Origin of the sequence: Streptococcus suis, assembly GCA_024583055.1 — a bacterium.
Taxonomy (GTDB): Bacteria; Bacillota; Bacilli; order Lactobacillales; family Streptococcaceae; genus Streptococcus; species Streptococcus suis_V.
Map to the genome: position 1 here is coordinate 160730 of CP102145.1, position 23238 is coordinate 183967.

The following is a 23238-nucleotide window of genomic DNA, read 5'->3' on the forward strand; positions in this document are numbered from 1 at the left end:
TCGTTAAGTCTTCTTATTTACCTTGCTTATAAGGGCTTTCCAATACTTTTTCTAAGTATTATCAGTATGTTGCCAATGATTCTTTTATCTGGCGGAAATATAAACGAGTTGATACAGGAAAATTATATGACTGGCTTTGCAAATTTTGCTCAGCGAAACTGGCTCATTTTCTTCTTCTCAGCAGTATTCGGTCAGATGATGGGAGATTCTGGAGCAGCAAAAGTGATTGCTTATACTTTTGCAGGATTTGCTCGGAAATTTCCAGGTAAGGAGCAACTAGTTGCAATTTTGACCCTGATTTTCATTTCATCGACCTTATCATATGGTGGCATATCGGTCTATGTCTTGGTCTTTACAATGGTAGCTATTTCTAAGGAAATATTTCAAGAGCTAGATATCCCTTGGCACATGTACACTTGTAATGGATTAGCTGCTGGAGTTATTACTATGTCGATGATACCTGGAACACCCTCGATTCAAAATATTATGCCTACGGAGTATCTGGGGACTACGACCATGGCCGCCCCTATACTTGGCTTAATTCTTGCCGTCTTGGCTTTGATAATGGGTGTCGGCTATATCGAATTTCGTTTGAGGCAGGCTCAAAAAAGGGGAGAAGGATTTTATAAGACTGGTTATAGGATTGCAGAGTCAGATATCAAAACTGAGACAGATATTCCTAATATTCCATTATGGCTTTGTTTCTTGCCTTCGATTGTCTTGTTCCTTTTTATGAATATCTTGAAATTCTCGCCACCTATTAGTCTACTCATTACTATTACAGTGACTTACTTGCTGTTCTACAAGCACTTGAAAGGAATTTTTGCTACTATTCAAAAAGCGACCACAAACACCTTGAATGCAGTAGGAGCTACTTGTTCAGTGGTTGGTTTTGGTACAGTGGTGGCGGCTCTACCGGCCTTTCAGTACATCATTTCCGGTCTGGATAAGATTCCTGGTCCGCCTGTAGTCCAGTTGGTCATCGCAGTTAACATTGCTTCCGCAATTACCGGATCATCAGCAGGTGGATTGGGAGTTGGCTTGCAGGTCTTTGGTCAGCGCTTTATTGATCAGGGAATTCCGGCTCCGGTCATTCATCGCCTAGCAGTTGTCTCTGCTGGTGGCCTAGATTCTTTACCGCATAACGGAGTTGTTATCAATTCCTTAGCTGTTATGCGCTTGACTCACAAGGAATCTTATCTAAATACCTTTGTAACATCAGTTGTGATTCCAATTATTTGTGCCTTTGTTGGTGCAATGCTTTATCAAATGGGTATATGGTAACTTTTACCAAATTATTTAGACATTCAGAGAAACTTGAAGGGTGTGAAAATACCTTCCAATCTTTAGGAGGAAAATAAAAATGAGTGAAATTAAACGTGTTGCTGTCATCGGTTCAGGCTTAATGGGGCGTCAAATTGCCCTGAATTCAGCCCTCTATGGCTATACAGTCTTTTTGAATGATAAGAATGAAGAAGCTTTAGAAAAAGCAAAAGAGTGGACAGTCGATTATCTTAATGGACGCATTGCCAAAGGGAAGTTAACCCAAGAGCATATCGATGATGTCAATAAAGTTTTATTCTTTGAACCAGATATAAAATTAGCAGTAGAAGATGTAGATTTAGTCATTGAAGCCATTATTGAGGATCGCCAGATTAAGTTTGATTTCTTCAAAGAAGTGACTGGATTGGTAAAACCAGGTACTATTCTTGCTACAAACTCTAGTTTCATGGTGTCTTCCTTGTTCAAAGATGCTGTTAGAGAACCAGAATTGTTGGCTAATTTCCATTACTTTAATCCAGCTTTGGTAATGAAATTGGTTGAAGTAGTCAAAGGCGAACACACTTCTATGGAAACTGTTGAACGATTGATGGATTTTGCCCGCAATACTGGTAAGGACCCTGTCTTTGTTATGAAAGAAAATGATGGATTCTTAGCGAACTCAGTACTCCGTGCTGTTTCTCGTAAAGCCATGGAACTCTATGATGAAGGCATCGCATCATATCAAGATATTGATACCGCTGTTGAAAAAGGTCTCAATTATCCGATGGGCCCATTCCGCCTGATGGACTTGACCGGTGTTGACCTAGCCTACCTAGCTGCCAAACGTCAGCAAGATGAAACTGGAGAACGTCGTCCAGGTATTGAGTTGTTGGAGAAAATGTACAACGAGAAAAAATGGGGCCGTAAAACAGGCGAAGGTTTCTATAAATATACGAAATAAAATTTTAAAAAATATATTATAAAAATGGAGGAACATATTCATGTCTCAACAAGAAGTAGTGATTGTTGCCTATGGTCGCTCAGCTGTTGCTAAAGCGGGAAAGAAGGGGTTCTTGCGCCTACAACATCCGGTTGATTTTGCCGGCAAGGTTTTGGAAGGGGTGTTAGCAAAAGTACCGAATCTTCCAAAGGAAGAAATCTATGACGTTGTTGTCGGAACAGCCAAACCAGAAGCGGAACAAGGGAACAACGTCGCTCGTCTCATTGCTCTGAGAGCTGGCTTACCGTACAGTGTATCTGCTCAAACGATTAACCGTTTCTGTTCATCAGGTCTACAATCGGTTTCTACAGCAGCAAATATGATTTGGTCCGGTGAAGCAGACGTAGTAGTAGCTGGTGGTGTGGAATCTATGTCCAAACTGCCAATGACAGGAAATCCTGCTACCCGTGATCAATGGATTTCAGATAATGAACCTGGTCTTTATACGCCAATGGGAATTACAGCAGAAAATGTAGCAGAAAAATATGGTGTGACCCGTGAACAAATGGATGCTTTCGCTGTTGAAAGTCACCACCGTGCAGAGGCTGCTCAAAAAGCTGGTAAGTTTGTTGACGAAATTATCCCAGTGATTGGAAATGACCTAGAGGGCAATGAGTTTGAATTCAAAGATGACCAAGGTATTCGTTATGGTTCGACCATGGAAGCTTTAGGTGCTTTGAATCCTGTCTTTAAAGAAAATGGTACTGTAACAGCTGGACAGGCATCGCAAGTTTCAGACGGTGCAGGATTTGTAGTTCTTATGTCTCGTAAGCGGGCAGAGGAATTAAACATTAAACCGGTTGCCAAATTCCTTGGTTTCAATGTTGCAGGGGTAGATCCAAATATCATGGGAATTGGGCCAATAGAGGCAGTACCACGTTTGTTAAATCGCTTGGATGTCAAAGTAGACGATATTGATGTTATTGAATTGAACGAAGCCTTCGCAGCTCAAGCCCTTCCAATCATCGATACTCTGGGCTTTGATCCAGCTAAGGTCAATCCAAATGGTGGAGCAATCGCCCTTGGTCACCCACTTGGTGCAACAGGTGCTATCTTGATTTCAAAAACAATTTCAGAATTGAAACGAACAAAAGGCAAACTTGGATTGATTACCATGTGTATCGGTGGCGGAATGGGTGCTGCTGGTCTGATTGAACTAATCGAAGATGAGACCTAGTTTCTAGAAAGTGTGTGTGCTATGGAACTAATCAGTCTTATCGGAATGCTGTTTGGGATTGGATTCTTCATTTTCTTATGTGTGAAAGGATTTAATCTAGTACTATCAGCACTACTCTCCGCTTTTATCATTATTCTGACATCAGGCTTACCTATGTTGGAATTGCTCAAAACTGCCTGGGCACCAGGGTTTGCTTCCTTTATTCAAAACTTCTTTCTTATTTTTGCCGCTGGTGCCATTTTTGGTCGTTTGCTCAATGACGGTGGAGCATCAAAGTCTATCGCTATGGGCATCTACAGAGCTATCTCTAAATTGAAGAAGAATCAAAAGTTCTGGGCAGTTGCATTTGTACCTGTTATGTATGCCATCCTATCCTATGTTGGAGTTTCAGGCTTAGTCATTGTCTATACGGTCATTGACGTATCGGCAGAACTGTTCAAGAAATTTAATATTCCTTGGAGGCTTTATACCAATGGTGGATCGGCTGTTATTGGCGCTCTCTTTATCGGTGGGTCTCTCCAATTGACCAATATTACACCCTCTCAATTTACAGGTCAGCCTATTACAGCTGGTATGGGACTTTCCCTAATCTGTGCACTAGTTTTCTATGCCTATCAAGCTTTCTTTATCGTTTATGATTTAAAAGTTGCGGAGAAGCGTGGTGAAGGATTTGATGAAACGGGTGCTAATTTCTATGCAGGACTTGGAAATAGCAGTGCGGATGAAGATTTACCTTCTGTATTGTTGTCAATTCTTCCAATTGTTGTCATGATTGCTTTGGCGGGTTTCCTTAAAGTTGATGTACTGTATTCGATTACAGCTGGCTGTATCCTTTGTGTCATTCTTTTCTTCAAGCGCTACAAAGCCTTGGATAAGACAATTACAGGAGCTCTATCGTCCGCCTACGCACCAATTTTTGGTGTCGCTGCAACGTCAGCTATAGGTTCAGTTATCAAAGTTGTTCCTGGATTTGCCTTGGTAACTGCTGGCTTGGATATCTTTTCTCCAATGACCAAGGGTGTGCTTCTAATCTCGCTAGTATCCTTTATTACAGCAACAGGAGCAGGTGCTATCAACTCTTTTGGTGCAGAGGTAAATACTATGTTTACTGAGCAAGCTGGTCTGACGGCAGCAACCTCCCATCGTCTTATGACCATAGCGGCATCTACATCTATTTCGGCTCATTCGCCAGGTGTAAATAATGCCATGGAATTAGCAAAATTAGAATATCGCAAAGGGATTGTAGTCTACCTTAGGACAGGGCTTCTGGGAGGTGTTATCTCTATTATCGTCGCAATGATTCTTATCAAATTAGGAATATTTGTCTGATGTTAAATAACAATTGGAAAAAGCTTGACATGTGATTGTGCAGGTTTGTCGATATTTCTACATTCGACAGGATAAAAAATGTATTGAAAGGAGTACATATAATGAGTTTGAAAAAACCTTTAGAGGGTATAAAAGTCGTTGAATTAGGAACATTTATAGCCGTTCCTACGGCAACCAGATGGCTGGCTGACTGGGGTGCAGAAGTTATCAAAATTGAGGGTTTGCAAGGAGATGATTGGCGTCACATAGGTCCAGGTTTCCGAACACCAAAAGCTGATGATGAAAACCCACTTTTTACCGTTCAAAACGCAAACAAAAAACTCTTGGCTTTGAATTTGAAAACCAAGGAAGGTCTGAAAATTCTATTTGATTTGATCAAAGAAGCAGATGTTTTCATTACGAATGTTCGTTTGAAATCTCTTGAGAAAATGAACATTTCTTATGAAACAGTAAAAGCAGTCAATGAAAAGATTATTTATGCTCATTTCACAGGATATGGTTATGAAGGGCCAGCAGCAAGCAGACCAGGTTTTGATATGGCAGCCTTCTGGGCAAGAACGGGTGCAATGGTTGACTGGGGCTCAAAAGGTGACTTTCCTATTAAGCCTTTAGGCGGCTTTGGAGATTCAACGGTCGCATCTGTTATCGCCCTGGGAATCATGGGTGCTTTGTATGGAAGAACTGTTAGTGGCAAAGGAACATTCTTAACATCTTCCTTGTACGGTACAGGTATTTGGTACAATGCTACAGGTGTTGTGGCCACACAAGAGCGGTATGGCGCAGAGTATCCAAAACATAAAATGGCCCCAGGTTCCCCTACGAATCATATCTATCAATCTTCAGATGATCAGTGGGTTATCATTACCCTCGGTAATTATGAACGTCAGGCCCCTGGCTTCTACCGTTTGCTAGGATTAGATGAGTACGCAGAGCATCCAGATACAGAGACGATTGCTATCTTGCAAGCTCATCCGGATACCCTGAAGGAATTGATGGAAAAACTTTATCAAGTCTTTAGAACCAAGACAATGGCTGAATGGACTGCTTTATTTGATGAGGCAGATATTGTTTACGAAGTATTGAAACACAATGCAGATGTTTCTAAAGATGAACAAGCCTGGGCTAATAATTATCTTCGTGAAGTTACCTTTGAATCGGGAAATACAGCTGTTATGCCTAATCTTCCAGTATCATTCTCAGAATATGATACCTTTGATTCTTATCAACCGACTGGTCGGATTGGTCGTGATTCAGAAGAAATACTGAAAGCTTTGGGATATTCTGACGAAGAATTCAAAGCCTTTATTGATTCAAATGTAACACTTTAGGAGGGTAAGAACTATGTCTAAACCACAATTAGAATATTTACTATTGGAAGAAAAAGGCAATACAGCTATTGTGACTATCAATCGTCCAGAGGCTATGAATGCCTTGTCTACAGAAGTTTGGAGAGAGCTAAAAGCAACTGTAGATTATCTCAATAATCAAGAAGACATTCGTGCTGTCATCTTGACAGGGGCAGGGGATAAGGCCTTTGCAGCAGGTGCAGATGTAAAAAATCTCTTGGTTAAAAAAGGGAAGGAAAATCTTTCATCCTTTGCTCGCGACTTCTTATTGGGAATGCAAAATTCACGCCTAGTCTTCATTGCAGCCATCAATGGCTATGCCTTTGGTGGAGGTTTAGAATTGTCAATGTTCTGTGATATCCGCATTGCTTCTACAACTGCCTTGCTCGGTTTGCCAGAAACTAACTTGGGACTTTTACCAGGTGCTGGTGGTACACAAAAATTGGTGCGCTTGACCAATGAATCGATTGCAAAACAGGTTATTTTGGGAGGGCGAATTCTTTCAGCTGAAGAAGGTGTGGCAAGTGGATTGATTATGCAAGTAGCTGATCCTGCAGAATTATTGACTGTAGCTGAAAAAGTAGCAAAACGGGTAACGGCTAAGGGACCAATTGCGGTTATGCTGGCTAAACGTGTCATCAACTCCGCAAATGATGTGGATATTCATTCAGGCTTGTTATTTGAAAATTTAGCTTTCTCTGTCCTACTTGATACCAATGATAAGGTTGAAGGTATCAATGCCTTTCTTGAAAAACGTAAAGCAGAATTTAAATCAGAATAAAAGGAGTAATCACTATGGCAACTAAAGAAGAACGGTTAAAAAAACTATTTCCAGAAGATGTATTGCGCATCTCCGAAGATTTGAGTGAAGGTGAACTGACAATTTTGGAAAACCTTTATGAACTCTTGGAGTCTAAATACCGTAAGGATTTGAATACCCATTGGTCGAATTGTACAGTACCAGAAGGATTTTTCGAAGATATGGGAACACTGGAATACAAATATAGTCCACTATTGTATGAAGGCCGCGAGGGTGCAGATACTCCAAGTCTCATCTTCCAATTCTTCTTCGCCTATACGATGGCCCGTTTCGACCCATCCCTTGCAACGCTAAACGGTGTTCACTCAGGGCTTGGTTTCTACTCATTCCTTTACGGTGGAGACGATGCCCAAAAAGAAAAATATATTAAGAAATTGGCCAACCATGAACTGAGAACCTGTTTTGCCCTCACAGAGCCTGACCATGGTTCTGATGTTGCTTGGGGATTGCAAACAACTGCTCGTCGCGAGGGAGACAAGTGGATTATCAATGGCGCTAAACGCTGGATTGGTGGTGCTAATGTGGCAGATGTCATTCCAGTCTATGCGCGTGATGTTGAGACTGGTAAGCCAAAAGCCTTTATTGTTCGCAGAGACCAACCAGGTGTAGAAGTTTCTGTCATCCAAAATAAAATTGCCTTGCGCATTGTACCAAACTGCGATATTACTTTGACAGATGTTGTGGTGGAAGAGAGTGAACGTCTACAAAAAATCAATTCATTCAAAGATATCGCTCGTATTCTTTATACGACTAGAGCTGGAGTATCCTTCATGGCGACGGGTGCAATTGCGGGTGCCCTAGAAGCTACCTTGAAATATGTCAATGGTCGCGCGCAATTTGGCAAGAAGTTGTCTCAATTTCAATTGACTCAACAAAAGCTAGCTAAGATGAAATCCAACCTTACGACAGCAATGGCACTTTGTGCATCGATTGTTCGCCTGCAAGAAAAAGGTGATTATAATGAAGTGGCAACCTCTATCGGTAAATTGAATAATGCTGAAATGTTGCGCGAAGCTGTTGCACTTGGTCGTTCAGCTTGCGGTGGTAATGGTATTGTAGCTGATTACGATATTGCCCGCTTCTTTGCAGATGCTGAAGCAATCTATACTTATGAAGGTACGCATGAAATGAACTCTTTGATTGTCGGACGTTCACTGACAGGCGAAGCTGCCTTCAACTAATCCTATCAACTAGATACCAATTATATTTCTCCTTCATTTACAAAGTCTAGTTATTGGTCTACCTCTTCATCACTAACTACCATTTTTCTAAATCAATAACTAGTCGGAGGTTGGTTCTGCCAGCCTCCTGTTTATATAATATTAGGTTAGAAAGGTAAAATATGTATAAAACTATAGAATTAGACATTCATGATTCTATTGCGACAATCTCGCTGAATCGGCCGGGATTCGGTAATTCATTTGATAAAACAATGTTTGAAGAGACAATCCAAACATTTCATAATTTGGCAGACGATTAAAGAGTGAAAATCATCATCTTACGCGCAAATGGAAAAATTTTTTCCGGTGGAGGTGACATAAACAAATTTAATAAGCTACTTGAAACTCGGGAGCCGTTTGACTTGAATCACACTCTGAATCCTGGTCGACTAGTTATGGCAATCCGTAATAATCCTAAGCCAGTTATTGCTGTCGTACAAGCTTCAGCGGCTGGAGCAGGATTTGGGCTAGCGATGGCTTGTGACTACCGTATCATTGGAAAGAAAACCAAGTTTGTTCCAGCCTTTAATGGTATCGGTTTACCCGGAGATAATGGGCTATTTTATCTCTTGGGCAAACAAATAGGACCATCAAAACTATTTCAATATTTTACAACGAATCAGATTATCCGTGCAGAAGAAGCTATGGATTTAGGAATTATCACTAAATCTATAGATGATGAGCATTTGGATAAAGAAGCACTAGATTTTGCTAACTTCCTATTGAATACGCCTCTTAAAGTCCTTTCAATTCAAAAAGATTGGCTCAATCGATTCTTCTATCCTGATTTGGAAGCTGCTCTCGAATTAGAAGCTATGCAGACCCATTTGTCTTCTAAGGAACAGGCCCTGTTTGAAGCAGTAGGAGCCTTTTTACGCAAGGAAAAACCAGATTTTACAAGGGTCAATTAAACAAGGAAAAAGAGTTTGGAACTGTTTTCCAAACTCTTTACTTTTATATCATAATTTCTTCCAGTAGACCTTATAGAGGTAATACTGCAAGCTAGCAGCTAAGACCAGAACGAGTGTGAATATTCCTGAGCTAACATAGATTGGACCGATAGTATTTGTCAGGATTGTTGCAATCACAAAGAGAATGGTCCCCAGAATCATGGTTGCAAAAATTGAGCCTGCAATCAACCACTGGCCAGCGCCGCGACCGAAGAGCTGATTAGAATTTTGCCAGTTAAGCATGAGGAGTCGCTGATCCCGCCAATAGAAAATCTGTCCAACTAAAATTGCTGTTACTAGGTTACCAATTGTAAAGGCGAAGGCCAAAATTGGGTTTACCTTGAGCAATGCGATTGCCAGGATCAAATAGAGCAAGGCTGGTGGCAGAAATTGGACTGCCGAGATAACCCAGAATTTCTGAATGGTAAACTGCTTAAAGTTGATAGGTAGTGTCTTGATAAAGTGATAATTTTCCTTTTCCAGCGACATGGCCACCCCAATAAAGGTTGTAGCCCCTGCAAACATACTGCCCAGAATAGCTCCAGCCAGCAGAAAAATACCGAAATAATCTACTCCGATTTGACTAAAGGAATTACCATCCATAAATTGTGAGAAACTTGGAAAGAGGGCCACACCCATGATAATTGGCTGCAGGAAGGATTGAACCAGGAGATTGCTGTCGTTAAGCGTAGCCAGGTGGTGTTTGACCAGGGCCTGCTTGAGATTGCTAGGAAGTTTGCCAGATTTTTTCCTGCTCTTCTTGCTGGAAATGGTATCAATGACCAGCATTTGATTGAAATAATTAGGAATAACTGTCTTGGTCGCATAGTAAATCAGACCGAGCATGACCAAGATTGGAAGAGCAAAATGTAGGAGCGTAGCCAGCGACAAGGTCTTGCTGACTAGATAGTGGAAACCAACAAAGACCGGAATGGTCGGAAATTCCACAAAGCCATCTGTATCAAACGACCGTACTTGTTGGCTTTGGATGTACATCATGGCCCCAACAGAAATCAGGGACGCTCCAGTTGTCAAGATGGTTGAAATCAAGGTCTTACGAGGACTTTTTGTCAGAATAGTTCCAATAAAATGTACCATGATTAGGTTGACCACATTGACCAGGAGCCAGAGGATGGCAAAGGAAAGCAGGGCAAGTGGCAGCAGGGTCAGTCCTCCGATTTGATAATAGGTCACACCCAGTAGAGTCAGGTTGGGCATGAGGAAGGGCAGTACCATTCCTTGAGCCGACAGAACCTTGGCTACAAAAACCTCACTGGCTTTGACAGGTAGGGCCAGATAGAGTTTGGTGTCCTTGCTGTCATAGAAGACGGAGAAAAAACCTGTAAATCCATAAAGGATAGCCATGACCGTAAAGATTCCCAGCTGCATAGAGAAGAAACCAACCGAGCGACTATAGTCAATTCCAAGGAAAAAGACAGTGTAGAGGACGGCAAAGCCCACTACCATAAATCCCTGTTGCCAGAGGATACTCTTGTAGGCTGAAAAGGAGGCATCCTTGCGCTTGCTTTGCTTTTTCTTGACCTGGGCCAGCAATTGCGGATTGGAGTTGAGGATATTGATTTTCACCAATTCCCAGATGACAGACTTGTTCATGCCTCCTCACCTACCTTTTCCTGCTGGCGGCCAGCCAATTCCAGGTAGATAGTTTCCAGGTCCTTATCAGGATACTGGGATTTTAATTCTTCCAGGCTACCTACGAAAATCAGACGACCCTTTCTCAGAATGCCAATGCGGTCACATAGTTGCTCAGCAACGGACAAAACGTGCGTTGAAAAGAGAACCGTATTGCCACCTCTGGCATGTTCCTTCATCATCTGCTTGAGGTCAAAGGAGGCTTGCGGATCCAGTCCAGTCAAGGGCTCATCCAAAATCCAAATATCTGGATTGGGTATCAGAGCGCCGATAATAATGGTTTTCTGCCGCATACCGTGGGAGAAACTATCGATAGGCTCGTGCTGGCGGGCGGTCATGTCGAAAAGAGTTGACAGGGTCCCGATGCGCTGGTCTACGTCCTCCTTCGGCACATCATAGACCTTGCCGAGGAAGTGCCAGTATTCAAATGCTGTCAGATTGAGGAAGATATCTGGCGAGTCTGGAACGTAGGCAATCCGCTTTTTAATCTCATCCCGATGCTCAGCCAGAGTGAGATTGTCCACCAAAATATGACCTTCCGTCGCCTCAATAATGGAGGTCAGCAGGCTAATGGTCGTGGTTTTTCCGGCACCGTTGTGGCCAATCAGCCCAAAAATCTCACCCGATTCAATGGTCAAATTCAAGTCATCCAAGGCAAGATTGTCACCGTAAGCCTTGGTAATGTGGTCGAATGTAATCATAAGTTCCTCCTTAATCGTTCAAATGATATATAGATTTATTATACTACTGTCTTAGGACAAAAACAAGAGTTTCTAGAGGAAAAATGTAAAAAAAATCACATTTTTTCTTTATGAAATTTTTGGTCAAAACTGCTATACTAGACCTATGAACGATACCATTAAACACAAGTTGGAGCTGCTTCCGGACAGTCCGGGTTGCTACCTCCACAAAAACAAGTACGGAAAGATTATCTATGTGGGCAAGGCCAAAAACCTGCGCAATCGGGTTCGGTCTTATTTTCGTGGTGCCCATGATACCAAGACAGAGGCTCTCGTAGCGGAAATTGCTGACTTCGAGTTCATCGTGACAGATTCCAATATCGAGGCCCTCTTGTTGGAAATTAATCTGATTCAGGAAAACAAGCCTCGCTATAACATCATGCTCAAGGACGACAAGTCCTATCCTTTTATCAAGATCACCAAGGAACGTCATCCAAGGCTGATCATTACTCGGCAGATTAAGAAGGATGGCGGTCAGTATTTTGGTCCCTATCCAGATGTGGGTGCGGCCAATCAGACCCTCAAGTTGTTGGATCGACTCTATCCATTTCGCAAGTGTAAATTACCTGAAAATCAGTTCTGTCTCTATTATCATTTGGGACAATGTTTGGCGCATGGCGACAATATGCCAAGTATTGCTGACTATGATAGGATGGCCAAGGAAGTAGCCCAGTTCTTGACAGGGCATGATGATAAGATTGTCACTGATTTGCAGGAAAAGATGAAGGTGGCGGCTGGCAATCTGGAATTCGAGCGGGCTGCGGAATACCGTGATCTCCTCCAATCCATTGCCACCTTGCGGACCAAGCAACGTGTGATGGCTCACGACTTGCAAAATCGAGATGTCTTTGGCTACTACGTAGACAAGGGTTGGATGTGTGTACAGGTTTTCTTTGTTCGGCAGGGGAAACTGATTGAGCGGAATGTCAATCTTTTTCCATACTATAATGATGCGGACGAAGATTTTTTGACCTACATCGGTCAGTTTTACAGGGACCAACAACATTTGATTCCCTCTGAAGTGTTGATACCGCAGGATATTGACCAAGAAGCCGTCGAAGCTCTGGTAGATACCAAGGTCATCAAGCCCCAGCGTGGGGAGAAGAAGCAGCTGGTGAATTTGGCGACGAAAAATGCGCGTGTCAGTCTGGAGCAGAAGTTTAATCTTTTGGAGAAAAATCTGGAGAAAACCTACGGTGCTATTGAGAACATTGGCCAGTTCTTGGGGATCCCGACGCCGGTTCGTATCGAGGCTTTTGATAACTCCAACATCATGGGAACCAGTCCTGTGTCGGCCATGGTGGTCTTTGAAAATGGGGTGCCTAATAAAAAGGAATACCGCAAGTACAAGATTAAGACGGTGGAGGGACCAGATGACTATGCCTCTATGCAGGAAGTCTTGCGCCGCCGTTATAGTCGCGTCCTCAGAGAAGGCTTGGTGCCACCCGATTTGATTATCATTGACGGTGGTCAGGGACAGGTCAATGTGGCCAAGCAGGTTATCGAGCAGGAGCTAGGCATGTCCATTCCCATTGCAGGTTTGCAGAAGAATGACAAGCACCAGACCCACGAATTGCTGTTTGGAAATCCGCTTGAAGTGGTGGAATTGCCCCGTAACTCGCAAGAATTTTTCCTCCTACAACGCATTCAGGACGAGGTACACCGCTTTGCCATTGAGTTTCACCGTCAGGTTCGTTCGAAAAATTCTTTCTCATCAAAATTGGATGGTATTGAGGGCTTAGGACCAAAGCGCAAGCAGGCTCTGATGAAACATTTCAAATCCATTGGCAATATCCAAGCAGCAAACATACAAGAAATCGCCGAAGCAGGTGTGCCTTATAAGGTAGCGGAGAAGGTCAAGGAGAAGTTGAACAATGAAAATTGAACGCTCTGCCATTTTATGGTAAAATAAAGGATAATGACTGTAGAAGGAGAAAGCAATGGCTTTTGGAGAAGAAAAACACAAGAAAACTTTATTTGAACGCTTTACATTATTGATTGTTATTATTATGGTGGTTGCCACGATCGCTGGTTTAATTTTCCCTGCAATCAATGCATTGATGAACTAAAAAGGCGCTTTTTAGCGTCTTTTTCAGAGAAAGATTAGGTAGATTATGAGTATGTTTTTAGATACTGCCAAGATTAAGGTCAAGGCAGGTAAGGGTGGCGACGGGATGGTTGCCTTCCGTCGTGAAAAATACGTTCCCAACGGCGGTCCGTGGGGTGGTGACGGTGGTCATGGCGGTCACGTTATTTTCAAGGTAGACGAAGGCTTGCGTACCCTCATGGATTTTCGTTACAACCGCATTTTCAAGGCGGATGCCGGTGAAAAAGGTATGACCAAGGGCATGCACGGTCGTGGTGCGGAAGATTTGATTGTGCGCGTGCCGCAGGGAACAACCGTTCGTGATGCGGAGACTGGCAAGGTTATCACCGACTTGGTGGAGCACGGTCAGGAGTTCGTCATTGCCCACGGTGGTCGTGGTGGCCGTGGAAATATCCGCTTTGCCACGCCGAAAAATCCTGCGCCTGAAATTGCTGAGAATGGTGAACCAGGTGAGGAATGCAATCTGGAATTAGAACTAAAAGTTCTGGCGGACGTTGGTCTGGTTGGTTTCCCATCTGTTGGGAAATCCACTCTCCTCAGCGTTATTACAGCTGCCAAGCCAAAAATTGGTGCCTACCATTTTACAACCATTGTACCGAATTTGGGAATGGTGCGAACTAAATCAGGCGAATCCTTTGCGGTTGCCGATCTGCCAGGCTTGATTGAGGGAGCTAGTCAAGGTGTCGGCCTGGGAACGCAATTCCTACGTCATATTGAACGGACGCGTGTTATCTTGCACGTTTTGGACATGTCAGCCAGCGAAGGCCGTGATCCCTATGAGGACTATGTGGCCATTAACAATGAATTGGAAACCTACAATCTTCGTCTCATGGAACGTCCGCAGATTATTGTTGCCAATAAGATGGACATGCCAGATGCGGAAGAGAATTTGAAAGAATTCAAGAAGAAGCTGGTAGCCAACTATGATGAGTTTGACGAACTGCCACAGATTTTCCCGATTTCCGGTATTGCTCATCAAGGATTGGAAAACTTGCTGGAGGCGACAGCAGAATTGCTTGAGAAAACGCCAGAATTCTTGCTGTATGAAGATTCTGATTTCCAAGAGGAAGAAGCTTACTATGGTTTCAATCCAGATGAACCTGAATTTGACATTAGCCGTGCGGATGATGCCAGCTGGATCTTGTCTGGCGACAAGCTAGAAAAACTCTTTACCATGACCAACTTTGACCGCGACGAATCTGTTATGAAATTCGCCCGTCAGTTGCGTGGAATGGGTGTTGATGAAGCCCTCCGTGCGCGCGGTGCCAAGGACGGTGACACTGTCCGCATCGGCAAATTTGAATTTGAATTTGTTGATTAACGTAGCAGTTTGGCTGCAAGTTAACTTGCTAGTCAAACTACGCCAAGTCCTATGGGATCTTGGCTAGCTACCTTACTAACTACACCCAAATGGTAGTATCGCCCATTTGGGTTCCGTGTCGTAACCTGTTTAGTGGACTTTTTCAGCTGGTCTCCCAGAAACTGGACGGGACCATAAGACTGAGTGTCCCGCTATTATTCAACAATCATCAACCTGAGCTTGTGTTTCAGGGCTACATTTTATTCCTCAAGGAGGTATGCAATGGGTGATAAACCAATATCCTTCAAGGATAAGGATGGAAATTTTGTTTCGGCAGCCGATGTTTGGAATGCTGAAAAATTAGAAGAGCTTTTCAATAAACTCAACCCCAATCGTAAACTTCGTTTGGAACGCGAGCGATTGGCCAAGGAAACTACGGAATAATAAAATATTACCTGCCAATATCTGTTGGCAGGTTGTTTCTTACTTCTATTTTTGTAAATTTTCTTGAAAATCCTCCAACATATAAAGAAAACTTATAGGATGTTTTCACAGTTTCGTTTTACATTTTCTATGTCCTGTGATACTATTGGTTCATTCCAATGGAAAGTTAAGGTATAAACAATGACATCAACATTCAATCAAATCTCTGAAACTAATCGTTCAGAATTTATCCAACGTCTATTTGACACAAATATGACAAATGAAGAAGTTGCGCCTCTTTTGTCTCTGACTGAGGAAGAAGTTGCTGTTTTGCGTTTGCAAACTGCATAAGAAATATTAAAATCATACCTTACATAGCTTTTATCAATTTTATTGGAAAAAGATGATATTATGATGAAAAATTATGCAGTTTTCTATTGACAAAAGTCTTGAAAACAGGTATGATAGTTACAAAATAAACAGTGAAAGGAAACAAGCTATGCTGAAAAAGGGTCGCATGACTATGCTTGCTCATACTTATTTCTACGGCTATTTTAGATAGTGTTTGTAGACATGGTAGACATGGATGCAAACACAAAATCGTAAGGTTTGTATCTATGTGGCTGTAGTTGTTTTGACCTGTGCCCATAGATGATACATCTAAACGGCACGCAGCATTCATCTTGTTTTCAAAATGCAGTTGAATAGTGGGGACCGTTTAGAGTGATTCTAGACGGTCTTTTTCTGGTTTGATTGCTTCATTGTATAATTATTAAAAGGAGATAAATCATGAGATTTAAAAAGTTGATTCTTAGTTCAGTAGCAGTTTTATCTGCCGTGACTCTTGCTGCTTGTAGCGCAAATGGTTCAGATGACCAGACGACAAAAGTCGGCATTATTCAATACGCAGAGCATGAGGCTTTGACCGGTGCACGTAAGGGCTTTGTGGAGGCACTTGCTGCAGCGGGTTATAAGGAAGGTGAAAACCTGACCATTGACCTGCAAAATTCGCAAGGTGACCAAGCTAACTTGCAGACCATGGTCGAGCAATTGGCTGGGAAGAATGACCTCAACTTTGCTATTGCAACACCAGCGGCTCAGGCTATGTTGAATGCTGACAGTGAGACTCCGAGCGTCTTTACAGCTGTTACAGATCCTGTTGAGGCAGGTTTGGTTGAGTCGCTTGATGCACCCGGTGGAAGTATGACGGGTTCGATAGACGCGACGGATGTAGAAGGGCAGATTGATATGTTGCTCAAAGTCGTACCGTCAGCGAAAACAGTTGGTATTTTTTACAATTCAAGCGAAGTGAATTCAGAAGTACAGGCTGAGCAAGCTACGAAAGCTTTGGAGGCTAAGGGGGTTAAGGTTGAAGTCGCAACTGTTACGACAACAAATGATGTGCAACAGGCTATTACTTCATTAGCTGGTAAGGTCGATGCCATTTACCTGCCGACGGATAATACCGTAGCGTCAACTGCGTCAACTATTGGTGAGGTGCTCAAGGAGGCAAAAGTTCCGTCTATCGGAAGTGATGCTGCTTACTTGGAAGGGGTCCTCTTCACTTACGGTGTGGATTACCATGCAATCGGTGTTCAGGCAGGTGAATTGGCTGCCAAAATCTTGGATGGAGAAAAACCGGCTGATTTGCCTGTTCAAAAACCACAAACTGCAGCTATCGCTATCAACGAAGAAATGGCTGTAGCAGTAGGGATTGACCCAGAAACCATTAAAGCATTAGAAAAGTAAAAACGTGTAAGGTAGGGAAGAGAGAATGAAATTAGTAAAAAAATTGACAAGTGTAACCTTGGTGGGTGCAGGCTTGTTGGCTTTGGCAGCTTGTTCATCTGGCTTGGAGGAAAAATCGACAGAAGGTGCCGTTAAGGTTGGTGTCCTTCAGTACATGGAACATGAATCTTTGACGGCGGCACGCGAAGGATTTGTAGCAGAACTGGCTGATAATGGCTACAAAGAGGGTGACAAATTGGTCTTGGATTACCAAAATGCTCAGGGTGATCAGGCCAACTTGCAAACTATTTCAGAGCAATTGATTGACGGTAATGACCTTGTCTTGGCCATTGCAACACCGGCAGCGCAAAGTTTGGCAACGGTATCGACTGAAACACCGATTTTATTTACTGCGGTGACGGATCCGATTTCAGCAGACTTGGTGGAAAGCCTTGAAAAGCCGGGTGGCTTGTTGACAGGTACTTCTGATCAGGCTCCAATTGATAAACAGGTTGAATTGTTGGGCCAAGCAGTTCCCGATGCTAAAACAGTCGGTATTCTGTATACGACGAGCGAACGCAATTCGGAAGTCCAAGTAGAACAAGCTGAGAAATTGCTCAAGGAGGCTGGCTACAAGGTTGTACTGAAAGGAATTACCAGCTCCAACGAAGTACAAGATGCGACAACGAGCTTGATGAAGGATGTGGATGCTGTATTTGTGCCAACGGACAATACTGTTGCTGCGACCATGTCTATGATTGGTGAATTGTCAGCTGAACACAAGGTTCCAGTTATCGGTGGTTCAACAGACATGGTTGACCAAGGTGGTCTTTTGACATACGGTACCAACTATGAGGCGCTTGGACGTCAGACAGCCAAAATGGCCATTAAGATTATCGAAGGCGAGAAAGTTACCGAGGTTCCTGTAGAATATCCAGAAGCGGTCAATCTTCATGTCAATGAAGAAATGGCGCAAAAACTGGGAATTAACACCTCAAAACTATCCGTTTCTGAGTAAAAAATGGGAGCATGACAGGACCTAGCATCGCTAGTCCGTTGTCATGCCCCCGCACAGTTGATTAGGGCAGGTTCGGAGCGCAAATCGCAAGTTGTTATGGCTTGCTAAGCAATCCTTATCTCCAACCTTTCACAGTTCCCCAAACTGTGAAAGCCAATCAACCACTGCGCTGAGATGTTGTATGAATAGAAGTGGGTGCTCAGCGCTTATTTAACATGAAACTTTTAAGGAGAAAAATGTGGATATAATTTTATCAAGTATATCGCAAGGGCTACTGTGGTCCATTATGGCGATAGGTGTTTACTTGACGTTTAGAATTTTAGATATTGCTGATTTGACGGCAGAAGGTGCCTATCCTCTGGGCGCTGCAGTTTGTGCGACAGGGATTGTCAATGGGCTAAATCCTCTTGTATCGACCTTCCTTGCCTTGTTTGCGGGTATGATTGCAGGCTTGGTTTCTGGACTCTTGCATACTAAAATGAAAATTCCAGCCCTGTTGACAGGTATCGTGACCTTGACAGGTTTGTATTCGATTAACCTGAAAATCCTCGGCAAAGCCAACGTTGCTCTCTTGAAACAAGTGACCTTGGTGACGCAATTGCAGGACTTAGGCTTGTCTAAGATAAATGCGGTTCTCTTGATTGGTGCGGTCTTTGTTATGGCAGTCATTCTGCTGTTGACGCTCTTGTTCAACACTCAAATTGGTCTGGCCATTCGTTCGACAGGGGACAATATTCCCATGAGTGAAGCCAACGGTATCAATGTGGACAAGATGAAGATTTACGGATACATGTTGTCCAATGGTCTGATAGCTCTCTGTGGTGCGCTTTTGACCCAAAACAATGGCTATGCGGATTTGAACTCTGGAACAGGAACCATTGTTATCGGATTGGCATCGGTGATTATCGCAGAAGTTGTTTTGCGGAACTTGCGTTTGGGATGGCGTCTGGCATCTGTGGCTCTGGGTTCGGTTATCTATCGCTTGATTATCCTTGCAATTTTGGAAATTCCGGGCATGGATGCGGACCTTGTCAAACTCTTCTCAGCGATTTTGTTGGCAGTTGTCCTGTATGTGCCAGAATTGCAGAAGAAGCTCAATATTCGCCGTCCAAAATTAAACGGAACTGCATAGGAGGTTCAGATGAGTACAATTTTATCAATACAAAATATTCATAAGACCTTCGAGGCGGGTACAGTCAATGAGAACCATGTTCTGCGTGGTCTGTCTCTTGATGTTCAAGAAGGTGATTTTATTTCCATTATCGGTGGTAATGGAGCAGGGAAGTCAACGTTCATGAATTCACTTGCTGGTGCTTTGACGGTGGATTCTGGCGACATTTTGCTGGAAGGCAAGTCCATTAAGCATGTGCCAGCAGCTAAGCGTTCAAAAGACATTAGTCGTGTTTTCCAAGATCCGAAAATGGGAACTGCTTCTCGTTTGACCATTGAGGAAAATATGGCCATTGCCTACCGTCGTGGATTGTCTCGTGGCCTGGGTTGGGGTGTCAAAGAAAGTGAACGCGCTATCTTTAAAGAAGCACTCAAAGAACTTGGTCTTGGACTTGAAAACCGGATGAAGGTCGACACGCAATTCCTATCGGGTGGTCAACGTCAAGCCTTGACACTCATGATGGCATCGCTGGTTAAGCCCAAAGTCCTACTTTTGGATGAGCATACGGCGGCCCTCGATCCTAAAACCAGTGATATGGTGATGGACTTGACCAAGAAAATTGTTGAAGGTCAAAAATTGACAGCCCTCATGATTACCCACAATATGGAAAATGCCATCCAGTACGGAAATCGTCTGGTCATGCTCCATCGTGGACAGATTGTTGTCGATGTCCAAGGTGAGGAGAAGAAGAACCTGACCGTGCAGCACCTCATGGACCTCTTCTATAAAAACAGCGGTGAAAAGATTGCTGCCGACGAAATGATTTTGTAAAGACAGAAAAATGAGGTTGGGCATAAAGTCCAACCTCATTTTTTTGATTAGCAAAAACATATTGACGCAGTGGTTGATTTGCTTTCACAGTTCTCCAAACTGTGAAAGGTTGGAAATAATGGTTGCGTAGCAAACCACATTTCGTTCGCGTTTGACGCTCCGAACCAGGCCTAATCAACTGTTCGTCTTCCCGCTCCCATTTTTTAGTTTCTCAGAAATTCTTTCATTTCTTCAATGGGGATTTGGTGAATGGCTGCCTGTCCTAATGTTGGGACAATAACCAGCTTGATGGATTTGCCACGAGCTTTCTTGTCGCGAGTCAAGGCTGCGTAGAGCTCGTCACTGTTCCAAGGTTGATGGCTGGTCGGCAGTCCAAATTTTTGGCACATAGCGATAATTTGGTCGGTAATGCCAGCAGGCATGAGGCCTTTTTCTTCAGCAACGCGCGATAGCTGGACCATTCCGATAGCAACAGCCTCGCCGTGCATGACTTGACCGTAACCAGCAGTAGCTTCGATAGCGTGACCAATGGTATGACCAAAGTTCAGATAGAGGCGGACGCCATTATCCAATTCATCCTCGACAACGACCTTGCGCTTAACGTTACAAGAACGGTAGATGATGGTTTCAGCATTGGCCAAAATACTCTCGGTAGAACCATCCATGTCTGACAAGAGGTCCCAGAGTTCGACATCATCAATCAAACCGTATTTGACAACCTCACCCATGCCTTCAATCAATTCACGTTTGCCCAAGGTTTCTAGGGTGTTAGGGTCAATGAGAACGCCATCAGGTTGGCAGAAGGTACCGACCATGTTTTTGGCAAAGGGAGTGTTGACACCCGTTTTGCCCCCGATAGACGAATCAACCTGAGCGGTCAGGCTAGTTGGGACTTGGAGGAAATGAATGCCCCGCATATAGGTTGAGGCCACAAAGCCAGCCAAATCACCTACGACACCGCCACCAAGGGCTAAGATGCCGTCACTTCGGGTCATGCCTTCTTGAACAAGAAACTCATAGGCTTGGTTGACCGTGTCCAGATTTTTGGATGCTTCACCTTCTGGAAAGGCAAATGTGATGGTTTCAAAACCAGCTTTTTCAAGACTAGCTCTGGCCGTTTCCAGATAGAGTGAGGCAACATGGTCATCCGTAATAATCGCAATTTTTTGTGGCTTCCAGAGTGAGCTTGCCCAAGCACCGACCTGCGCTAAGCTTCCTTTTTCGATGAGAATATCGTAGGGATTTTGGGGAAGATTGACAGTTAGTTTCATGCTGTGTCCTCTCTAGTTGATGTCATATTTTTCGACTAATTGTTTCCAAATCAAGTCCGTCGGCATTTCTTTGCCTGTCCAAGACTCAAAAGCCTCAGCAGCTTGAAAGAGTAACATACCTAGACCATTGATGCTTGGAATGCCTTGTTCCTTGGCGAGTTTGAGTAAGGGCGTCTCAAAAGGTTGGTAAATCACATCTGCCACTAAACTGTTTTTTGGAAATGCAATGGTTTCCTGAATTGGCAGAGACTGACCATCCATGCCGACGCTGGTTCCGTTGACGAGCAAGTCAGACTTTGTAACATGCTCCTGAACCAAGTCCTGGTTGTCAATCGGCAATACCTGAATGGAGCAACAGGTTGCTTGGGCAATACGGTCAGCAGTAGTTTGTGTTCTGTCCAGACTTTGTTGGCGACAGAAAATGCTGATTTCCTTGGCACTGTCCAAAGCAGCTTGGGCAATAATAGCCGTAGAAGCACCGCCTCCGCCCAGAATGGTGAGACTTTTGTTTGCCACATGGAAATTCAGTTGTTTTTCCAAACTCTTAAAAAATCCGATGCCGTCTGTATTGTGCCCAATCAATTGGCCATGGCGGTGAATGACCGTATTGACCGCGCCGATTAAGCGAGCAGACTCTGTCAATTCGTCTAGGTAGGGAATAACCGCCTGCTTGTAGGGCATGGAGAGATTGATACCAAACATGTCGTAGCGCTTAATGTTGTCAAGTGTGACTAGCAGGTCCTGCTCAGCTATTTCCCAAGCGACGTAGACCCCATTGACCCCAGTTTCTTCAAAGGCAAGATTGTGAATGAAGGGAGAAATGGAGTGTTTAATGGGTTTTGCTACCACAGCAGCCAGACGCGTATAGCCGTCAATCGTCATGTGAGACCTCCCAAATGTATCAGTAGATTAGAGGGTTTCATGGATTTCACGAATCAGTGCTTCAGTTTTATCCCAACCAAGGCAAGGGTCGGTAATGGATTTACCAAAGGTTTCTGGGCTATCCTGACGACCGTCTTCTAAGTAGGATTCAATCATAAAGCCACGAACATACTTGCGAATATCGTCGTTCCAATCGCGGTTAATCAGGGTTTGGCGGACGATACGGATTTGTTCCAGATAATTTTTACCAGAATTGTCATGGTTGGTATCGATGACGATAAAAGGATTTTTGAGACCAAAGTTCTGGTATTGTTTGATAGTTTTTAAGAGAATATCGTAGTAGTAGTTGGGTTCGTTGATGCCTTGTTCTGTGCTAGCACCACGAAGAATCGCATGGGCCAGCTGATTCCCGTCTGTATCGACTTCCGCATCGCGGTAGATGAAATTCTGCTTGTTTTGTGCCGCATAAATGGCGTTGAACATAACGGTCAGATTGCCAGAAGTAGGATTTTTCATCCCGGTCGGCATGTCAATACCAGAGGCGACAAAGCGGTGCTCCTGATCTTCGACTGAACGTGCACCGATGGCATGGTAGGACACCAAGTCCTCAACCAAGGGGAAATTAGCCGAGTAAAGCATTTCATCCGCAGTGGTCAAGCCGGTTTCTGTGATGACACGGTAGTGCAAATTGCGCACGGCTGCAATACCGTTAATCAAATCAGGTAATTTTGAGGTATCTGGCTGGTGAACCAATCCCTTATAACCTTCGCCATTGGTACGTGGCTTAGCTGTGTAAACCCGCATGACCATGAAAATCTTATCTTTGACCTCGTCTTGCAATTTAGACAGACGACGGGCATATTCCAAAACGGCCTCTTCGTTATCCGAAGAACATGGGCCGATGACCAGTAAGAGGCGGTCATCCTCACCTCGGATGACTTTTTTTAGTTCCTCGTCACGTTTTTCTTTGGCAACTAGGAAGTCTCCTTCTAGTTTAGATAATTCTTTAACTTGTTCAATGTTGATGCGAGTGCTGCGCTGATGAATTCCCATAGCTTGTTTCCTATCT

The 23238-nt window shown here is 43.6% G+C and carries 22 protein-coding genes; 17 read left to right on the forward strand and 5 right to left on the reverse strand.

Annotated features, from left to right (window positions below):
- The first annotated feature begins 126 nt into the window (after window positions 1-126).
- The 8 genes from NQZ91_00790 to NQZ91_00825 all read left to right on the forward strand — a co-directional run bounded on the left by NQZ91_00790 (window position 127) and on the right by NQZ91_00825 (window position 9066).
- Window positions 127-1284 carry a GntP family permease gene (locus NQZ91_00790; protein UUM57948.1) on the forward strand — a complete coding sequence of 386 codons (1158 nt, stop codon included), beginning with the start codon at window positions 127-129 and terminating at the stop codon, window positions 1282-1284.
- 79 nt (window positions 1285-1363) lie between these two features.
- The gene (locus NQZ91_00795; GenBank protein UUM57949.1) at window positions 1364-2224 is read left to right on the forward strand and encodes a 3-hydroxyacyl-CoA dehydrogenase family protein; all 861 of its coding nucleotides are present in this window, start codon (window positions 1364-1366) and stop codon (window positions 2222-2224) included.
- Between the two features lie 40 nt (window positions 2225-2264).
- Entirely contained in the window at window positions 2265-3440 is a 1176-nt protein-coding gene (locus NQZ91_00800) for a thiolase family protein (GenBank protein ID UUM57950.1), read from the forward strand.
- A gap of 21 nt (window positions 3441-3461) precedes the next feature.
- Entirely contained in the window at window positions 3462-4769 is a 1308-nt protein-coding gene (locus tag NQZ91_00805) for a GntP family permease (GenBank protein UUM57951.1), read from the forward strand.
- 101 nt (window positions 4770-4870) lie between these two features.
- Window positions 4871-6097 (forward strand): CoA transferase, encoded by a 1227-nt coding sequence (locus NQZ91_00810; GenBank protein UUM57952.1) that lies wholly within the window; start codon window positions 4871-4873, stop codon window positions 6095-6097.
- A gap of 13 nt (window positions 6098-6110) precedes the next feature.
- Window positions 6111-6896, forward strand: coding sequence for an enoyl-CoA hydratase-related protein (locus tag NQZ91_00815; GenBank protein UUM57953.1), 786 nt, complete (start codon window positions 6111-6113; stop codon window positions 6894-6896).
- Window positions 6897-6910: 14 nt separating this feature from the next.
- Window positions 6911-8116 (forward strand): acyl-CoA dehydrogenase family protein, encoded by a 1206-nt coding sequence (locus tag NQZ91_00820; protein ID UUM57954.1) that lies wholly within the window; start codon window positions 6911-6913, stop codon window positions 8114-8116.
- A gap of 302 nt (window positions 8117-8418) precedes the next feature.
- Entirely contained in the window at window positions 8419-9066 is a 648-nt protein-coding gene (locus tag NQZ91_00825) for an enoyl-CoA hydratase/isomerase family protein (protein ID UUM57955.1), read from the forward strand.
- Window positions 9067-9114: 48 nt separating this feature from the next.
- Here the strand turns inward: NQZ91_00825 and NQZ91_00830 are convergent, their stop codons facing one another.
- Both NQZ91_00830 and NQZ91_00835 read right to left on the reverse strand, forming a co-directional pair.
- Window positions 9115-10719: a permease gene (locus tag NQZ91_00830; protein ID UUM57956.1), complete on the reverse strand. Its 1605-nt coding sequence runs from the start codon at window positions 10717-10719 to the stop codon at window positions 9115-9117.
- Window positions 10716-11459, reverse strand: a complete 744-nt coding sequence (locus tag NQZ91_00835) for an ABC transporter ATP-binding protein (GenBank protein UUM57957.1) — start codon at window positions 11457-11459, stop codon at window positions 10716-10718. Before NQZ91_00835 ends, NQZ91_00830 begins: the two co-directional genes overlap by 4 nt.
- Before the next feature lie 145 nt (window positions 11460-11604).
- On the opposite strand from NQZ91_00835, the gene uvrC reads away from it, so the two are divergent.
- The 9 genes from uvrC to NQZ91_00880 all read left to right on the forward strand — a co-directional run bounded on the left by uvrC (window position 11605) and on the right by NQZ91_00880 (window position 20016).
- Complete coding sequence (gene uvrC, locus NQZ91_00840; protein ID UUM57958.1) at window positions 11605-13383, forward strand: excinuclease ABC subunit UvrC; 1779 nt, start codon at window positions 11605-11607, stop codon at window positions 13381-13383.
- Window positions 13384-13438: 55 nt separating this feature from the next.
- Window positions 13439-13567, forward strand: coding sequence for a DUF4044 domain-containing protein (locus NQZ91_00845; protein UUM57959.1), 129 nt, complete (start codon window positions 13439-13441; stop codon window positions 13565-13567).
- Between the two features lie 45 nt (window positions 13568-13612).
- Window positions 13613-14926, forward strand: coding sequence for a GTPase ObgE (obgE, locus tag NQZ91_00850; GenBank protein ID UUM57960.1), 1314 nt, complete (start codon window positions 13613-13615; stop codon window positions 14924-14926).
- A gap of 261 nt (window positions 14927-15187) precedes the next feature.
- Window positions 15188-15349 carry a hypothetical protein gene (locus NQZ91_00855; protein UUM57961.1) on the forward strand — a complete coding sequence of 54 codons (162 nt, stop codon included), beginning with the start codon at window positions 15188-15190 and terminating at the stop codon, window positions 15347-15349.
- 180 nt (window positions 15350-15529) lie between these two features.
- Window positions 15530-15679: a hypothetical protein gene (locus NQZ91_00860; protein ID UUM57962.1), complete on the forward strand. Its 150-nt coding sequence runs from the start codon at window positions 15530-15532 to the stop codon at window positions 15677-15679.
- A 438-nt stretch (window positions 15680-16117) separates the two neighbouring features.
- Window positions 16118-17077 (forward strand): ABC transporter substrate-binding protein, encoded by a 960-nt coding sequence (locus NQZ91_00865; GenBank protein ID UUM57963.1) that lies wholly within the window; start codon window positions 16118-16120, stop codon window positions 17075-17077.
- Window positions 17078-17102: 25 nt separating this feature from the next.
- On the forward strand, window positions 17103-18074 hold the full coding sequence (locus tag NQZ91_00870) for an ABC transporter substrate-binding protein (GenBank protein ID UUM57964.1): 972 nt from the start codon (window positions 17103-17105) through the stop codon (window positions 18072-18074).
- 238 nt (window positions 18075-18312) lie between these two features.
- Window positions 18313-19206 carry an ABC transporter permease gene (locus NQZ91_00875; GenBank protein UUM57965.1) on the forward strand — a complete coding sequence of 298 codons (894 nt, stop codon included), beginning with the start codon at window positions 18313-18315 and terminating at the stop codon, window positions 19204-19206.
- A gap of 9 nt (window positions 19207-19215) precedes the next feature.
- Entirely contained in the window at window positions 19216-20016 is an 801-nt protein-coding gene (locus tag NQZ91_00880; GenBank protein UUM57966.1) for an ATP-binding cassette domain-containing protein, read from the forward strand.
- Between the two features lie 203 nt (window positions 20017-20219).
- Here the strand turns inward: NQZ91_00880 and aroB are convergent, their stop codons facing one another.
- The 3 genes from aroB to NQZ91_00895 are packed head-to-tail and all read right to left on the reverse strand — an operon-like array spanning window position 20220 to window position 23222.
- Window positions 20220-21287: a 3-dehydroquinate synthase gene (gene aroB, locus NQZ91_00885; GenBank protein UUM57967.1), complete on the reverse strand. Its 1068-nt coding sequence runs from the start codon at window positions 21285-21287 to the stop codon at window positions 20220-20222.
- Window positions 21288-21299: 12 nt separating this feature from the next.
- Entirely contained in the window at window positions 21300-22169 is an 870-nt protein-coding gene (locus tag NQZ91_00890) for a shikimate dehydrogenase (GenBank protein ID UUM57968.1), read from the reverse strand.
- 27 nt (window positions 22170-22196) lie between these two features.
- Complete coding sequence (locus tag NQZ91_00895) at window positions 22197-23222, reverse strand: 3-deoxy-7-phosphoheptulonate synthase (protein UUM57969.1); 1026 nt, start codon at window positions 23220-23222, stop codon at window positions 22197-22199.
- Between the last annotated feature and the right edge of the window lie 16 nt (window positions 23223-23238).

Excerpts from the sequence above, each read along its gene's own strand:
- NQZ91_00870 (UUM57964.1), top strand. The coding sequence starts at position 17,103 with ATGAAATTAGTAAAAAAATTGACAAGTGTAACCTTGGTGGGTGCAGGC.
- obgE (UUM57960.1), top strand. The coding sequence starts at position 13,613 with ATGAGTATGTTTTTAGATACTGCCAAGATTAAGGTCAAGGCAGGTAAG.
- NQZ91_00790 (UUM57948.1), top strand. The coding sequence starts at position 127 with ATGACTGGCTTTGCAAATTTTGCTCAGCGAAACTGGCTCATTTTCTTC.
- NQZ91_00805 (UUM57951.1), top strand. The coding sequence starts at position 3,462 with ATGGAACTAATCAGTCTTATCGGAATGCTGTTTGGGATTGGATTCTTC.
- NQZ91_00890 (UUM57968.1), bottom strand. The coding sequence starts at position 22,169 with ATGACGATTGACGGCTATACGCGTCTGGCTGCTGTGGTAGCAAAACCC.
- NQZ91_00895 (UUM57969.1), bottom strand. The coding sequence starts at position 23,222 with ATGGGAATTCATCAGCGCAGCACTCGCATCAACATTGAACAAGTTAAA.
- NQZ91_00810 (UUM57952.1), top strand. The coding sequence starts at position 4,871 with ATGAGTTTGAAAAAACCTTTAGAGGGTATAAAAGTCGTTGAATTAGGA.
- NQZ91_00815 (UUM57953.1), top strand. The coding sequence starts at position 6,111 with ATGTCTAAACCACAATTAGAATATTTACTATTGGAAGAAAAAGGCAAT.
- NQZ91_00880 (UUM57966.1), top strand. The coding sequence starts at position 19,216 with ATGAGTACAATTTTATCAATACAAAATATTCATAAGACCTTCGAGGCG.
- aroB (UUM57967.1), bottom strand. The coding sequence starts at position 21,287 with ATGAAACTAACTGTCAATCTTCCCCAAAATCCCTACGATATTCTCATC.
- NQZ91_00860 (UUM57962.1), top strand. The coding sequence starts at position 15,530 with ATGACATCAACATTCAATCAAATCTCTGAAACTAATCGTTCAGAATTT.
- uvrC (UUM57958.1), top strand. The coding sequence starts at position 11,605 with ATGAACGATACCATTAAACACAAGTTGGAGCTGCTTCCGGACAGTCCG.
- NQZ91_00845 (UUM57959.1), top strand. The coding sequence starts at position 13,439 with ATGGCTTTTGGAGAAGAAAAACACAAGAAAACTTTATTTGAACGCTTT.
- NQZ91_00855 (UUM57961.1), top strand. The coding sequence starts at position 15,188 with ATGGGTGATAAACCAATATCCTTCAAGGATAAGGATGGAAATTTTGTT.
- NQZ91_00830 (UUM57956.1), bottom strand. The coding sequence starts at position 10,719 with ATGAACAAGTCTGTCATCTGGGAATTGGTGAAAATCAATATCCTCAAC.
- NQZ91_00800 (UUM57950.1), top strand. The coding sequence starts at position 2,265 with ATGTCTCAACAAGAAGTAGTGATTGTTGCCTATGGTCGCTCAGCTGTT.
- NQZ91_00835 (UUM57957.1), bottom strand. The coding sequence starts at position 11,459 with ATGATTACATTCGACCACATTACCAAGGCTTACGGTGACAATCTTGCC.
- NQZ91_00865 (UUM57963.1), top strand. The coding sequence starts at position 16,118 with ATGAGATTTAAAAAGTTGATTCTTAGTTCAGTAGCAGTTTTATCTGCC.
- NQZ91_00820 (UUM57954.1), top strand. The coding sequence starts at position 6,911 with ATGGCAACTAAAGAAGAACGGTTAAAAAAACTATTTCCAGAAGATGTA.
- NQZ91_00795 (UUM57949.1), top strand. The coding sequence starts at position 1,364 with ATGAGTGAAATTAAACGTGTTGCTGTCATCGGTTCAGGCTTAATGGGG.